At 70.3% G+C, this 14919-nt stretch carries 15 protein-coding genes; 13 read left to right on the forward strand and 2 right to left on the reverse strand.

All coding sequences use genetic code 11. The features are described 5' to 3' along the window. Window position 1 precedes the first annotated feature (1 nt). From ABH940_RS16085 to ABH940_RS16145, 13 genes are all read left to right on the forward strand, one after another. The gene (locus ABH940_RS16085; RefSeq protein ID WP_370066349.1) at window positions 2-436 is read left to right on the forward strand and encodes a roadblock/LC7 domain-containing protein; all 435 of its coding nucleotides are present in this window, start codon (window positions 2-4) and stop codon (window positions 434-436) included. Next, window positions 436-771: a DUF742 domain-containing protein gene (locus ABH940_RS16090; RefSeq protein ID WP_370066351.1), complete on the forward strand. Its 336-nt coding sequence runs from the start codon at window positions 436-438 to the stop codon at window positions 769-771. Before ABH940_RS16085 ends, ABH940_RS16090 begins: the two co-directional genes overlap by 1 nt. Then, on the forward strand, window positions 725-1387 hold the full coding sequence (locus tag ABH940_RS16095) for an ATP/GTP-binding protein (protein WP_370066353.1): 663 nt from the start codon (window positions 725-727) through the stop codon (window positions 1385-1387). Before ABH940_RS16090 ends, ABH940_RS16095 begins: the two co-directional genes overlap by 47 nt. A 23-nt stretch (window positions 1388-1410) precedes the next feature. Then, a complete protein-coding gene (locus ABH940_RS16100; RefSeq protein ID WP_370066355.1) occupies window positions 1411-2952 on the forward strand; it encodes a Mur ligase domain-containing protein in 1542 nt (513 codons plus the stop codon). Window positions 2953-3298: 346 nt separating this feature from the next. Next, window positions 3299-3739, forward strand: a complete 441-nt coding sequence (locus ABH940_RS16105; protein ID WP_370066357.1) for an NUDIX domain-containing protein — start codon at window positions 3299-3301, stop codon at window positions 3737-3739. Then, window positions 3736-4635, forward strand: coding sequence for a phosphotransferase family protein (locus tag ABH940_RS16110; protein ID WP_370066359.1), 900 nt, complete (start codon window positions 3736-3738; stop codon window positions 4633-4635). The genes ABH940_RS16105 and ABH940_RS16110 overlap by 4 nt, the downstream gene beginning before the upstream one ends. Before the next feature lie 97 nt (window positions 4636-4732). Next, window positions 4733-6676 (forward strand): ATP-binding cassette domain-containing protein, encoded by a 1944-nt coding sequence (locus ABH940_RS16115; protein WP_370066361.1) that lies wholly within the window; start codon window positions 4733-4735, stop codon window positions 6674-6676. A gap of 27 nt (window positions 6677-6703) precedes the next feature. Next, on the forward strand, window positions 6704-7183 hold the full coding sequence (locus ABH940_RS16120; RefSeq protein WP_370066363.1) for an NUDIX domain-containing protein: 480 nt from the start codon (window positions 6704-6706) through the stop codon (window positions 7181-7183). Next, window positions 7180-8232, forward strand: coding sequence for a phosphotransferase enzyme family protein (locus ABH940_RS16125; RefSeq protein WP_370066365.1), 1053 nt, complete (start codon window positions 7180-7182; stop codon window positions 8230-8232). Before ABH940_RS16120 ends, ABH940_RS16125 begins: the two co-directional genes overlap by 4 nt. A 15-nt stretch (window positions 8233-8247) precedes the next feature. After that, window positions 8248-8859, forward strand: a complete 612-nt coding sequence (locus ABH940_RS16130; protein WP_370105497.1) for a 2'-5' RNA ligase family protein — start codon at window positions 8248-8250, stop codon at window positions 8857-8859. A 139-nt stretch (window positions 8860-8998) separates the two neighbouring features. After that, complete coding sequence (locus ABH940_RS16135; protein WP_370066368.1) at window positions 8999-10156, forward strand: GDSL-type esterase/lipase family protein; 1158 nt, start codon at window positions 8999-9001, stop codon at window positions 10154-10156. A gap of 99 nt (window positions 10157-10255) precedes the next feature. After that, the gene (locus ABH940_RS16140) at window positions 10256-11131 is read left to right on the forward strand and encodes a protein phosphatase 2C domain-containing protein (protein ID WP_370066369.1); all 876 of its coding nucleotides are present in this window, start codon (window positions 10256-10258) and stop codon (window positions 11129-11131) included. A 238-nt stretch (window positions 11132-11369) separates the two neighbouring features. Then, on the forward strand, window positions 11370-12785 hold the full coding sequence (locus tag ABH940_RS16145) for an MFS transporter (protein WP_370066371.1): 1416 nt from the start codon (window positions 11370-11372) through the stop codon (window positions 12783-12785). Between the two features lie 136 nt (window positions 12786-12921). Here the strand turns inward: ABH940_RS16145 and ABH940_RS16150 are convergent, their stop codons facing one another. Continuing rightward, a complete protein-coding gene (locus ABH940_RS16150; protein ID WP_370066373.1) occupies window positions 12922-13797 on the reverse strand; it encodes an endonuclease/exonuclease/phosphatase family protein in 876 nt (291 codons plus the stop codon). A gap of 123 nt (window positions 13798-13920) precedes the next feature. Continuing rightward, window positions 13921-14673, reverse strand: a complete 753-nt coding sequence (locus ABH940_RS16155; RefSeq protein ID WP_370066375.1) for a hypothetical protein — start codon at window positions 14671-14673, stop codon at window positions 13921-13923. Window positions 14674-14919 lie beyond the last annotated feature (246 nt).

Raw genomic sequence — 14919 nt, forward strand, 5'->3', positions numbered from 1 at the left:
CATGAGTAACGTCGCAACGCTTCCCAACAGCGTCCCCGAGACCGTTAACGACCGCAGCTACGACATGCTCCGCAACAGTCTCGCCAGCATCCCCGGCGTGCTGAGCCTGGTCCTGCTGTCCAACGACGGCCTCCCCCAGGCCGCCTACGGCGTCAGCACCGAGGAGGCGCAGCGCATCACCGCGGCCTGCTCCGGCATGGCCAGCCTGTCCACCGCACTGTCCGCAGACGTGGACGGCCGGCAAGTCCTGCACACCGTTGTGAGCATGCAGCAGCGCACGATCGCGATCACCGCGTGCGGGGCCAACAGCACCTTGTTCGTCGCGCTCGAGGCGTCCGCGCCCGTCGGCCTGGCCCTGGGCGAGATCGTCCGCAAGGCCCGCGCGTACGCGGAACAGATGAGCACCCGGCCCCGCCCGGACCTCACCGCCGGCTGATGCCCGCCAGCCGCCGTACCCGCCTGTTCGCCCTGGTCCCCGTCCCCTCCGCTGCCGGGCCCCCGCTGGCGATGCACTCCTTTGTCACCGCCGCCCCCAACGCGCAGCCGCGAGGGCTGCCCGCCGAGTGGCGGGCAGCCCTCGCCATGTGCGAGGCGCCGCGGGCGGTGGCGGAGATCGCCGCCCGCCTGGGCCTGCCCCTGGTCACGGTGATCGCCATGCTCACCGAACTGGCCGACCGCGGCCTCCTGCACCACCAACCCCCGATGACCGAACACCAGGCAGCCGATGTCACCTTTCTCCGCCGCGTCCGAAGCGGCCTCCAAGCCCTCTAGCTCCAGTCCGCCCCCGCAGACGAAGATCCTCATCGCGGGCGGCTTCGGCGTCGGCAAGACCACCTTCGTCGGCGCCATCAGCGAGATCACCCCGCTGCGAACCGAAGAGCGCCTGACCGTGGCGGGTATCGGTGTCGACCCGGTGACCGCCGAGGCCAAGACGACCACCACTGTGGCGCTGGACTTCGGGCGGATCACCCTGGATGCCGCCACGCTCCTGCTGTTCGGCACCCCGGGCCAGGACCGGTTCTGGTTCATGTGGGACGACCTGTTGCGCGGCACGATCGGTGCCGTCGTCCTCATCGACCCGCGCCGTCTGGAGACGAGTTTCGCCGCCGTGGACTTCTTCGAGCAGCGAGGCACCCCATTCGTGGTGGCGGTCAACTGCTTCCAAGGCGCCCGGCCCTACACCGAGCCACAGATCCGCACCGCGCTCGTACTCAAAGACCCGAACACCGCAGTGCTCATGGTCGACGCCCGCGACCACGCCTCCGTGCGGGCGGTGCTCGTCGCCCTGCTGGACCAACTGATCTCCCGTGCCCCGTTTCCCGCGGCGCACCAGAACGCGCCATCCGTCCACCGGCGAGCGCCAGCCCCGCCGAGCGCCAGAACGTGAGGGCGGCTACCGCCCCAGGTCATATGGTCGCCCATCGCCGTCTTACCGCGCCCGCCAGATCTTCCCACCGCACATGCTCTACAGAGGAGTTGAACGACACCGTGGCACGTGAGACCCCCGTGTACAGCGGGCCGATCCGCCTATCCGCTCCCCACCTGGTCGGTATCACCGAACCCGGCATGCCAGGGCTTGCATGGCTGCTGGTAGAGCGCGGCAGCCGCGTGTCCGGGTCCGCCACCCAGGACAGCGACGCTGCCGCAGCGCTCGCCAAGGCCGGCGCCCGGATCGTGCTCGGCAACGACCGCAGCCACGTCCGAGCGGACATGTCGGCACTGGTCTGGAACAGCTCAACGGCCAGCACAGGACCGGAGCGCGAACGGGCCGAGGAGATGCGCCTGCCTGTCCTGCAGCGCGACGAGGCCCTGGCGATGCTCGTCGACTCCGCACCAGCCTCCGTCACAGTGGCCGGCAGCCACAGCACCACAACCGCGGCGGTCATGCTCACCAGCGCACTGGATCACCGCAACCCGTCCTGGGTGCTCGGCGCCCCACCGGCAGGCAGCGTCGCCGGTCACCACAGCGGCGGCGATCTGCTGATCGCCGACCTCGGCCCGGGCGAAGATGACGGGCCCCGGCCCGAGGCCCGCTGCTTCCCGACGGTCGCACTCATCCTCAACGCCACCGCCACGCCGGCGCACCACCAGGACCTCGACGACGTCCTTGACGAGTTGGAGGCTCTCGCCCGACGCAGCAGCACCGTGGTTCTACCCACCGACGACCCCGGAGCGTGCGCGCTGGCCGACCGGCTGGCCAAGCGATCCGGCCCCCGCGTGATCACGTTCGGCGAGGCGCATGACGCGGACGTGCGCGTCGTGCAGGTCGTGTGGGACGGGACGGCCAGCCATGTGACCGTGCAGGACGCCGACAGTTCCTGGTACACCGTCATCGTGGCGATGCCCGGGCGACACAACGCCCTGGCCGCCGCTGCCGCCTTCGCCGCCGGCCGCGCGCTCGGCGCAACGGCCGCAGACCTGGCCGCCGGCATCTCCACGCGGTTCAACGGCATCGAACGGTCCCTGACCGTGCTGGGCCGCCAGGCCGGAATCACCGTGGTCGACTCACTCGCCCGTCACCCCGCGGAGATCGCCGCCGACCTCAAGGCCGCGCGGATGCTCACGGAGGGGAACGTCATCGCCGTGTTCGAGCCGAGCGGCTTGGCACGCACCATGTCACTTGGCCTCGAGATGGGCGCCCAACTCGCTGCGGCCGACGACGTCGTGCTGCTGCCGGTCCACGCGCCCCAACCCGCATCGAACCCGGAGGCCGACACAGGAACCGCAGCCATCGCCCGCGCCGCCACCCTCAATGGCATGGCCGGCCACGTGCACGCCTGGCACACGTGGCACGCCACCAAAGTCGGCAGCGGCGTCGAGGAACTGATCGCCTCACTGGCCGAACGCGGCGATCTGGTCGTCATGATGGGCAGTGGAGCGGTCGAACGGCTCGGACCCCGTCTGCTGTTCCACCTCGGCTCACCCGCCACCCCCATCCCGGCCGACCTGTAGGTGCGGCATGTCAACCCACGGGATTCCGGGAGACAGAAGAGCCAGTCACGGCCCCGCATCCTCGCACCGCTCGACCACGCCATCTGCCAACCTTGGAGAGAGCCACACGGCCGAACACCAGCCCGGTCAGCACTGGCAAGGGCTCGCGTCCATGGCCAGCAACTCGCCGCTGTTTTACCGAGGTTGGCACCATCGAGTGACCGCCGGACTGACACGCCGAGCAACACGGCCAGGCGCTGACAGGATCAGGCGCACCCGATCCCCCGGCACCCGCCGCAGCACCGAGTGCACCGTCGGCGCGCCGCTCCATCGTCTTCGTCCCCTCTGTGTCGTGAAGGAGATTTCAGTGCCGCACCAAACGGTCATCGGGGTGCACTTGGTGCTCGTCGAGGAGGACCAGGTCCTGCTGGGCAGACGCAGAAACACGGCCTACGGCGAAGGGTGCTGGCACGTCCCCGCCGGTCACCTCGAGCAGGGCGAATCCGTCGCGGCCGGCATGGCGCGCGAGGCGCGGGAGGAGCTGGGCATCGACATCGACCAGGCCGATCTGAAGCTGGTCCATGTCCTGCACGACCTCGACGCAGACGACGGTGCGGGACGGCTGCAGTTGTTCTTCACCCCCGCCAAGTACACCGGCCAAGTGGAGAACATGGAGCCGGCCAAGTGCGGCGACCTGCGGTGGTGGCCACTGGAGGCGCTGCCGGAGCCAGTCATCGACTACACCGTCCAGGCGCTGGACGCCATCGCAGTGGGCCGCGCGCTGTCGGTGCGGGGGTTCCCGGCGTGAGCGGCCACCATGGCGAGGGGACGGGGGTTCCGGAGGGCGTCGCCCGCCTGCTGGGCGAGGTGGTCGGAGAGTTCCGTCTGCGCGCAATCCGCTCCCGCAACCGTCATGGAACCCCGGTGGTGTGGGAGGTCGAGGACCGTAATGGCCACGGTTGGTACGCCAAGCGGCACAATAACCGGCTGATGTTCGACCGTGAGACCCGCGCCTACGACGAGTTCGTCCCGGCGCTCGGTGCGCGCCGAACGGCCCGGCTGGCCGGCCGTAACCCAGAGGGTCTGCTGATCGTCACCCGCGCGGTGAAGGGACTTCCGCTGTCCGTGGCCCAACTGGACCCGGTGCTGGAGCGGGAGGCCTACCGGCAGGCCGGGGTCCTGGCGGCCCGGCTGCACGGGCAGCATCCGCCGGAGGATGCCGTGCACGCGCCGACGCCCTGGGATGTCCAGCGCCGCCGCGCCCTGGACCTGGCCCTGGACCTCGCGCTTCCGGCCGAGGACGTCGCCGTGCTCGCCGCCGCCACAGCCGCACCGCCACCGGTGCTGCCAGTGGCGGTGTGCCACGGCGACTACAGCCCGCGCAACTGGCTCGTCGAGCGGGCAGACGCCGGTCTGCGCCTGCGGGTCATCGACTTCGAACGAACATCCGTCGAAGAACCGGTGCGCCACGACCTCATGCGCGTCCTCTACCAGCTCACCCCAGGGCGGCCCGCCCTGCGCGAAGCGTTCTTCGACGGCTACGGCCGCACCCTGTCCGCCGAGGAGGAGTCGGCATGCCGGGGATGGGCGGCGATCGACTGCCCATCCGCGCTCAAGTGGGCCAGGGAGCACCAGGACAAGGAGATCCTCGCCTACGCGAGAACGGCGCTCGACCTGCTGCGCTCTCCACGCGCCGCCCACTGACCCTCACCCCGCCACCCGCCGCGAAGCGGGCGGCGGTGCACGCGTTGCCCATCACCCGGCGCCCGGCCGGGTGCCACTACGAGCAAACGGGGATCGGATGTCGCACACCACCGCGCCACAGCAGGAACAGGAACTGGAGAGCGAGGAGAACGAGGAGGCGCTGCGCTGGCAGATGGCCGGCGACAACCGGATCGCGGCCGGGCAGAGCATGACCACGGGCGCGATGGTGCGCCGGCTGCCGGAGTTGATGCGCCGCGCCCTCGCGTTGGGCTGGCAGATCGATCGTACGGCGCTGGTGGTGCTGCTGACGTGCCAGGTCGTCTCGGGGGTTCTGGGGGCGTTCGGGCTGCTGGCCACGACCCGGACGCTGACGGCGCTGATCGCCTCCGGCCACATCGGTGAGCGGTTGCACCAGGCGGCTCCGTCGCTGGCGGTACTGGCGGTGGCGGCCGGAGCGCGGGCCGTGCTGGCTGTGACGGTATCCAGCCTGTCCCAGCGGATCGGCCCGAAGATCTCGCGCCAGGCCGAGCTGCTGATGCTGGACGCCGGGTCGAACGCGGAGCTTGCCGCCTACGACACCCCCGGGTTCAACGACCGGGCCGATGCGGCCGACCGGGGCGCGGACATCTCCCGGGACCTGCTGCCCGAGACGCAGAGCATGATCGCCTCCAGCCTGTCCCTGATCGCCGCGGCGTCCGTGCTCGCCGTCCTGCACCCGCTCCTGCTCGGGCTCCTGCTGCTCGGCGCGATCCCCCGCGCGCTGGCCTCGGTGCGCTCAGCCCGCATCAACTACCTGGCGATGCACGGCTCCTATGACGACCGCCGGCTTCTCAACATGTTGCGCTGGTACCTGATGGACAAGACGGTCGCCGACCAGGTCCGCTCCGACACGATGGCCGACTACCTGCTGACCCGCTACCGGGCCGCCGGTAAGCGGATCGACGAGAGCAACGACCGGGCCGTGGGACAGTCCGCGCGGATCTCCCTGATCGGTTCCGCAGCCTCCGGCGTCGGCGCGGGCGTGCTGTGGCTGGCGCTCGGCTGGCTGCTCGCGGACGGGCGGATCTCGGTGGCCTCGGCGGGCACCGCCGTCATCGCGGTGACCTCCAGCGCCCAGGCGATGCAGGGCATCATCGGCTACGGCACCGACCTCTACCGCACGGGCCTCTACCTCGACCACTGGACGACCTTCGTGGACGAGGCCGCCGGGCGGCGCCTGGCGCGCGGCACCATCAAGCCGTCCGCCCCGTCGGTGATCGAACTGAAGGGTGTGAGCTTCACCTACCCGGACGCCGACAAGCCCGTCCTGGACGGGGTGGACCTGACGGTCCGGCGTGGGGAGATCATCGCCGTGGTCGGGGTCAACGGCGCCGGGAAGTCCACCCTCCTCAAGCTGCTGTGCGGGCTGAACCTGGCCACCAAGGGCCAGGTGCTGTGGGACGGCGTCGACATGAACGACCTCGACGCGCAAGCGGTCTGGCGCCACACCGCGGTGGTGCCGCAGAGCTTCGCCCGCTGGCCCGACACCGCGCGGCAGAACATCCAGCTCGGCCAGCCCACCGAGCGCGGCGACGAAGCGGTGATGGACGCCGCGAAGGCCGCCGGCGCGGATGAGGTCATCGCCACTCTGCGCTCGGGCCTGGACACCCTGCTGGCCCGCGAATGGTGGGGCGGCGTCGCCCTGTCCGGCGGCCAGTGGCAACGCATCGCGGTAGCCCGCGGCTTCCACCGCCGCGGTGGCCTGCTCGTGCTGGACGAGCCGACCAGCGACCTCGACGCCCGTGGTGAGCGGACCATCTTCGACGGCCTGCGCGAGGCCGCCGCCGGCAACGCAGTCATCCTCGTCACCCACAACCTCGCCAACACCAGCGTCGCCGACCGCATCATCGTCCTCGAAGACGGGCGCATCACCCAGCGCGGCCATTTCGACGAACTTGTTCACCAGCCCGGCCTGTTCGCTGATCTGTGGCAGCTCTCCCAGGACCGCCGACCTGTACCAGCACCGCGCAGCGCACCTGACAACGCCACCACCAGCCACTGACCGCACGGCCCCAAGGGAGCAAACGCGATGATGACCAGCCGACTCGCCGCATCTGTGATCGTCCACGACCAGGACACGGAGCGGGTCGTCACCATCCATTACGCCGCCCGCAGTTGGAACCCCGGCCCGGCCTGGACGACGCCGGGTGGGAAAGTCGACCCGGGAGAACCCGCCGATCGGGCAGCGGCCAGGGAGCTGCTGGAGGAGACCGGCCTGATCGTGGACCTCGCGGACCTGCGGCTCGTGCACGTCGTCCACGTCGCCGAAGGCTGGGACGGCGTGGGTGAGTTCGTCCTGTTCGTGTTCGCCGCCACCCGCTGGACGGGCGACCTGGTCAACAACGAGCCGACCAAGCACATCTCAGTCGGCTGGTCCGACCTCCACGACCTGCCCGAGCCGATGTTCCCAACCAGTGCCGCCGCCATCGCCGCCTACCGCGATGGCGGCCCGCTGTTCGCGGCCTCTGGCTGGCCGGTCTCCGAGACCCGCGAAGGCGCTACGGCGTGAGCCGGGAGGACGAGATCGTCGCGCTGCTCGCCGCGCACCACGGCCTTCCCGGCGCCGTCGTCGAGCGTGTGCCGCTGGGCACCGAGACCGACAACTACCAGGCCACCAGCGTCGGGCTGCGGTTCTTCGTGAAGGCATATCGGCCAGGCACCGACCTGACCGAGACGGCGGCAGGCCTGGAGGCGTCCGACTTCGCCCGCCGGGGCGGCTGCCCGATCCCTGCTCTGCGCCCGGGCCGGCACGGCAGCCTCCTGACGGCGGCCGGCGGGCTGGCTGTCAGCGTCTGGGACTGGATCGAGGCCGCTCCCGCCACCGGGCCGCTCGCCCCTGCCGAGGGTGCCCAGATCGGGGTGATGCTAGCCCGCTTGCACCAGCGCCTGGCCGCCTACCCGCACCCCGGCCGGTTCCGGCCCACCTCCGAGCCCTGGTGGTGCCGGGACACCGCGCCCGTCCACGACCTCGGCCGGCGCATCCTGGCTGCGATCGACGCCCTGCCCACACCGACGAAAGCCGACCTGCTCCACCATGAGCGGGTCCGTCAGCGTCTGGAAGACCTCCGATTCGTGCCGGCCCTTCAGGCCGGCCTGCCGCCGGACCTGCCGATGCAGTTGGTTCACTGCGACGTCACGCGCCCGAACCTCCTGTTCGCCGCTGGCGGCGACCTGGCAGCGGTCGTGGACCTGCGTGGTCGCGTCCTGCACCCGGCGTGGGAGGTCGGCCGGATCGCCTACGACCCGCTCACCGTCGCCACCTCATCGAACTGGCGCACCTTCGCCAACAGCGTGGTCGCCGCGTACGCCGAGCACGCCCCGCCCGCCGCGCTGGCCCAACTGCACTTCTCCGCGCGGCTGACGCTGCTGCAGGCCCTGCAGACCTGGTTCGGCCTGGCCGACACCTACCTTCAGCCCACGACCGGTGCCGACCCCGACGGGATCCGCTACTGGAACAACCGCTACGAGATGAGCCGCGAACTGCTGCAGCACCTACCGACGATCGAGGACGAACTCACCGACCTGCTCGGCCCAGTCACCACCCGACCCACCAACTGAGACGAGGACCGCACCATGGACAGCTTCTTCAACACCGTCACCCACCGCTGGCCAGAGGGCCGCGAGGACTACCACTGGCACATCCTCCCCCCAGCCGGCATCCGGAACGCGCTCTTCGAGTCCTACAAGAACCTGACGCTCCGTGAGAACATGGCCCCGGTCCAGCCCGAGTGGTACCACGTCACGCTGCTGCACTCCGGGCCCGTCAGCGAGATCACCGACGACGAGATCGCCGCGATCACCGAGCAGGTCCGCAAGCAGTGCGCCACCATCGCCCCGTTCGACCTCACCCTGGACCGCCCGAGCGTGGGCACCGTCGCTCTCGAATGCGCTGGACGGCCCGGCGAGCCGGCCCGCCGCCTGTGGGAAATCACCGCCAAGGCCACCGCCGCCGTCACCGGCGAGCGCTTCCCGCTCATCCCGCCCGTCTACTACCCACACGCGTCAATCGCCTACGCCACCGGGCCGGTGCCGGACCGGCGGGACATGAAGGCATGGCTCAGTGACTGCCCGACGCAACCGGTCACGTTCACCGCCGAGAATATCTCCCTGGTCGCCCAGAGCCACGACGGCCGCGAGATCACCTGGCGGCACGTCGCCTCCGTCCCCCTCGGTACGGCATCGTGACCCCGCCCGGGAAGCACCTGCCAGCCACCGGCGGGCCGCGAGACGGGGAGTGCTCGGCTCGCCCGTCCCTTATCCCGGCCGCGGTCCTCCTGACGGCAGCTGCCCTCACAGAGGGAGCGCCGTTGCGTGGAGAGGCGGCATGCCGCTCGTGAAGGAACTCATTTCCGGCGCCTCCGGATCCGCCAGTGGCAACCAGCGCACGCTGCGCGTCGGCTGGTTCGGCTCGAGCATCATGGAGCACTTGGAGGCCTGTAACTCCCAGTTGGTAAATCAGTCCGGCTTGCCGCCGATCGGCACGCCGGTCACGGTCGAGAGTTGGCAGCGGCGCGGCTACGTCCACCGCGTGCACCTCTCCCTGCAAGCTTCCTGGCCGCACGTCGCCTTCGAGTTCGACAACCGCGCGCGGGGCGGCGCCACCAGCCGCGACATCGAGCAGATCGTCTGTCGGGCCACCGAGACAGAAGGCGCCGGCTACGACCTGGCATTCGTCTCCTGCGGCATCAACGATGTCTGGCGCCGCTTCCAAGGCCGAGAGGCCGAGACGGTGAACGCTACTGACTTCACCGCGCACTACACCGCGATTCTCCGGCGGCTCGCGGCCTGCTCCCGGATCGTGGTGTGCGTCTTGGAGACCCCGTTCGGGCCCATCGCGGACCGAGCGACTGTCGAGGCCATGAACCACGAGCTCAACCGCTTCAACTGCATCGCTGCCTGTGCCGCCGAAGCCGCCGGCGCCCTCGTCCTGGACCCCTGGCAACCGTTCGTTACCGCCTCCCAGCAGCTCACCGCCGGCCCCGGCAACGATCTTCCGGCCGGGCTCTGGAGCGACGGCGTCCACCTCAGCGACCTCGGCGACACCCTGCTACTCCACCAGGTCGAGAAGTTCCTCGCCGACCACCGCACCATCGAACAGCTCCTCACCGCTCCGCACCTCGAACACGAGGCACCGCAAGCGGCTACCGACCTTCCTCAGCTCCTCCAGCGGGCGCTGGAGATCCACGCGCTCTACGACGATCTGAACCAGGCCAAGCGCGGACGGGTATGGAGCCGCGAGGAGTTCGTGCTCGGCTTCGTCGGGGATGTCGGCGACCTCGCGAAGATCGTGATGGCCCAGGAGGGAGCCCGTGACGCCCAGGGCGGACAGGCTCTCCTCGAGCATGAGTTGGCGGACTGCCTGTGGTCGGTCCTGATCCTCGCCCACCTATACGAGGTCGATCTCGCCAGCGCCATGGCCCAGACGATGGACCAACTGGAGAAGTCCATCAGGTCGCAGCTCGACAGAACTTCCCACGACTGACGTCACCAACGCCGCGAGCCCAGGACCGCCTGGGCGATCGCACGCCCCGGCGCCGCCACCGCGACGTCCCTCCCTTCCCGACTTCCGAGGAGTACCGGCATGAGCATGCATCAGATCCGCACCGCGCCCCTGAGGGTGCGGATAGGAGAGCTACCCGGAAGCACCGAGCGCCCCACCGAGGACCGCGTCGTCGTCCTACCTCATGCCCTGGTTGTCCTCGACGGTGTGTCGACCGTCACCGATCAGGCCCCGCGTGGCGGCTGGTACGCCGGCGTACTCGGCGACCGGATCGCGGACCTGCTCAGCGAGGACCCGCGCGGGGACCTGCGCGAACTGCTGGCCGAGGCGATCGGCCACGTCGTGCGCGACCACGGGCTCGTCGCAGGCTCATCCCCGGCTGCGACCGTCGCCATCGTGCGCCAGCTGGGACAGCAGATCGACGCGGCAGTGCTCGGTGACAGCCCGATCATCGCGCTCGGCACCGACGCCACCGTGCACCAGTTGCGCGACGAGCACCTGGCCCGCCTTGTCGAGTCCCGTCCCCAGGCCCGTGAGTACCGTCAACGCCTTCGCCTCGGCCACGGTTTCGACGACCGGCACCGCGCTCTTCTTCGGGAGCTGCGCGCCTATCAGGACACCGTGGTCAACCGCGCCGGCGGCTACTGGATCGCGGAGGCGCTCCCGGCAGCCGGACGACACGCCCGCACCGCCACCTGGCCGCTCCACGAGCTCGACGAGGTGCTCGTCGCCACCGACGGTGCGGCCTGCGCGGTCGACGAATACGGGCTGTACACCTGGCCCGAGCTGGCGGCGGCGTGCCGCACAGCCGGCCCACAGGCGGTGGTCGACACCGTCCGCGAAGTCGAGGAGCAGGACCCCGCCGCCGGCAAGTGGCCCCGCTACAAGAAGAGCGACGACAAGGCCCTCGCCCACATCCAGCTCACCGAGCCCCGATCGCAACTGCACGCCGCCTGATACGGCCCCAGACCAGTACAGACCGCATGCCCTGCCCACTCCGAACCAAGCCCGGAATTCACCACGGAGGACCCCGTGCAGTCGACGATCGTTGTGCAAAGCATCGGCCGCGGCGCGCTCAAGAAGGGCAATGGCCAGCAAACAGGACCCGGACGACGTCGTGCCTCGCTCGCGCATACGCCTCCAACGCCCCGATCACGGCTGTCGGATCGGGGCGTTGAGGCTGAGGTGGTGCTTCGTGACGACATCCGGTGATCCCGCCAATCTGGCTGCACAGGCCGCCGACGACCCGGAGCCCGGCATGGAGCGGGATGTGCGCCGGCGGATACGTCTTCGAGGGCCGCTGGGACTCATGGCCGCTCACGGCGCTCCCGCGACCAGCGGCGCGTTCGCTCCGCTGCGTCACCGCGACTTCCGCGTGTTCCTCGCTGCGCGGATCCTGTCCGCTTCCGGCACGGCCATCGCGCCCCTCGCGCTGGCGTTCGGCGGCCTGGCGATCGGCGGCGCTTCCTCGCTGGGCTGGATCCTCGCGGCAGGCGCGCTGCCGCAGGTCCTGCTCACTCTCGTCGGAGGCGTGGCCGGCGACCGCTACCCGCGCCATCTCGTCATGGCCGCCTCGAACCTGCTGTTGGGCGCCGGCCAGAGCGCTGCCGCTGTCCTGCTGCTCACGCACACCGCGAGTGTCGGCCGTCTGGCGATGCTGTCCGCACTGTCCGGCGCGGCGAGCGCGTTCCTGTCCCCCGCCATGTCCGGCACGGTCCCCTCACTCGTCCCCGCCGAGGCGCTGAGGCAGGCGAACGCGCTGCACCAGGGCTCCATCAACGCCGTCAAGATCGCCGGCCCTGCCGTGGGTGGTGCGCTGATCGCGGCCATCGGCCCCGGCTGGGGCCTGGCCTACGACGCCGTCACCTTCTATGGCGCCGCAGCACTCGTGCTGCGCCTGCACCTGCCCGCCACGGCCGCGGAGCGCACCACCGCGTGGCGGCAGCTGCGCGAGGGCTGGACCGTCTTCGCCTCGCACCGGTGGCTGTGGGCGATGACGATCCAAGGCACTCTGATCGTCGCGGCCTGGCTCGCCGGCTACGTCCTCCTCGGGCCGGTGTACGCGCAGCAGCACCTCCACGGCCCCGCCGACTGGGGCCTGGTGATCTCCGGCTTCACCATCGGCCTGGTCACCGGCGCGGCCGCGTGCCTGCTGCGATCCCCCAACCGGCCCGGCCTCGCCGAAGTCGCCTCAGCCGCCACCATGGCGCTCCCCATGGCCGCCATGGCCACCCACGCCCCACTACCACTCCTGATCGCCGCCACGTTCACCGCAGGTGCCGCTCTCAACATCTCCATGATCTCCTGGCGCACCCTCCTTCCCCAGCGGATCCCCGCCCACCAACTCGGCCGTATCTCCGCTTTCTCCGAGGTCGGGCAGCTCACCCTGGTGCCCCTCGCGTACCTCGCCGCGGGCCTCGCCGGCACCGCGTCACTCGCCCGCGCCCTGTGGGCGATCACCGCCGTCCTGATCCTGGCCGCTGTGGGACCGCTGCTGCTCCCGGACGTTCGCGCTCTCGCGCTCGCCGACAACCTCACTCCGCCCTCTACCGCTGACCACGGCACTGCCCCGGAGGCTGCTGTCGCGAAGACCTTCGAGAGGAACTCATGACCACCGCCGGCACCGCACCAAGGGACTCCAGCGCGGCGGGCTCCAGCTACCGGAACCCCAGCTGAGTACGGGCCCTCCCACGGCTCTGGACGGGCGTCTCGCTGCTGCTCACCGATGACCGCAACCGCGTGACCGGTCAGCGATAGGCCCAGGGCCGGGCGGTGTCGATAGCGGACGTCTCGAGCTCGAAGGCCAGGCCGTCGTGGTCACTGGCGCCCTTCGGCTCACTCAGCAGCCGGTAGCCGGAGACCGCTCCGGCCAGTGGACCGGATACCCACGCTTGATCGATCCGGTCGTCCGTGCCGGTCGACGCGAGGAGCCGCTCGTCCCCCGTCTTCTCGTACAGGTGCCAGGCCACATCCACGTAGCCGTTCTGGACGAGCTTGCGGGCCACCCGCCGGTCCGGCACCGGATCCACGCCCGGGTCGACGTCTCCCTCCGGGAGAAGCGTCCTCGACCCCAGATTATATGGCCGCATTTCGGAGAAATCAGGCAGCGGGTGCGTGGAGGACGCGGGCGGGTAGTTGCAGTCCCCGGCCAGTACAGCGAACGGGCCGTACCGGTAGCCGCGGGTCGCGGTCAGGTTCGCCTCGATGAGTGCCCGGTCCGCCGAATGCGGGTCGTAGTGCACCGGCACGAAGCTCAGCGGCGCGGGCAGGCCCTCGATCTCGAAGGTGGCGATGCCGAAGCCGTGCAGGGTCTCCAGCGCGAAGTCAGTGTTCCAACGCTTCCAACGGCCCAGGACCTCAGGCCGGTAGAGCACGGCGGTGCCGTAGCCGCTCTTGGAGGGCGCCAGCGGAAGCGCGTCCAGGCCCAGGTCGCGCATCGCCCGGGCCAGCTGCTTGTGACCGTAGAGACCCCAGTCCACCGCCTCGCACAGCAGCACCACATCGACCCGCTCGGCTGCCGCGTTGATTCGCTCGGCCAGCAGCGGCCACCGGTCCTCCGGCTCACCGTCCCCGTTCTTCAGCCCACCGTGACCGAGGTTCTGCACCACCACCGTCAACTGCACAGCCACACTCCCTGCTTGTCGATGAGGAGACGCTAGCGTCTCGGCAGCCTCGGGGAGGTTGCTTCGCAGAAGGCGATGACCGATCAGCTACCGCTCGTACTGGCCGGGAGCAACCGGCTGAGGTCAGTCCCCAAGGAGCGGCTGGCTGAGGCGGTCGAGGTGCGTGTGGTATTCCTGCCGCACGTACCCGAGCGGATCTTCCTTCCATCGGCCGTCTTCGGCGGCGAGCGGACCGGTGTGCGTGCCGTGCTCCCGGTCCCAATCCAGCAGAGTCCCGGCCTTGGCCCGTGCCTGTTCACGTTGGTCTTCTGACGCTCGCTCGCCGAGACCGAGGACGATCCGGTCGCTCAATGCGGCCTGGACCAGCAGACGTTGCCGCTCCAGGCCCAAACTGGGCGTCCCGGCTGCCTGGTCCGCGAGGTGCATGGCCTCCAGGTTGGACGCGGCCATCACGTGGTCATCAAGCGGCTGAGCCGTCTCGTAGATGCAAGCGTCCGGCGGATACGTCACGGCAGCGTTGCCGCGCTGCAGGTCGTCCATGGCCTGCCCGGTCTCCAGGATGGCCCGCAGACGGTCACCGACCGCGTATCCGAACTCGGTGTGCAGCGCGAGCACACCGCGGGCCTGATCGACGATGAACTCGCCCTTGGTGCGGGCGTCATCGTCGCCCTGCTCGATCCAGTACGGAATGGAGTGCAGCAGGGACGACAAATCCGGAGCCGGAGGTGAGGCGCTCGCCAGGACGTCGAGGACGCCGTCGCCGAGAAGTTCGCCGGCCGGCGCAAGCGGGATGCGCAACAGCTCGCCACCGGCGGGAGCGTCCAGGCGGTACTCAACCGCGGTGGCGTGCAGCGCGCAAGCGACCACCGCGGTCACATGGTGGATGTATGTATCCGTGTTGTCCCGGACGGGCGCCCAGGCGGTGGGGCGCTGCGTGAGGTGCCAGGAGACCAACCCGGACGCCCAGGCGAGGCACCCGTCCCAGGTCGATGGGAAGCGCACCGCCTGGGCCTGCTTCAGCAGTCCGTCAACATCCATATCGCCGGAGGGTAGCGACTGCGTTCGTCGCCTGTACGTCGAACGGCGGATTCCGAAGGGCTGGTCTCGCGGCGCTACCTGTTG

The organism is Streptacidiphilus sp. BW17 (genome assembly GCF_041262485.1).
In the GTDB taxonomy this organism is placed as follows: Bacteria; Actinomycetota; Actinomycetes; order Streptomycetales; family Streptomycetaceae; genus Streptacidiphilus.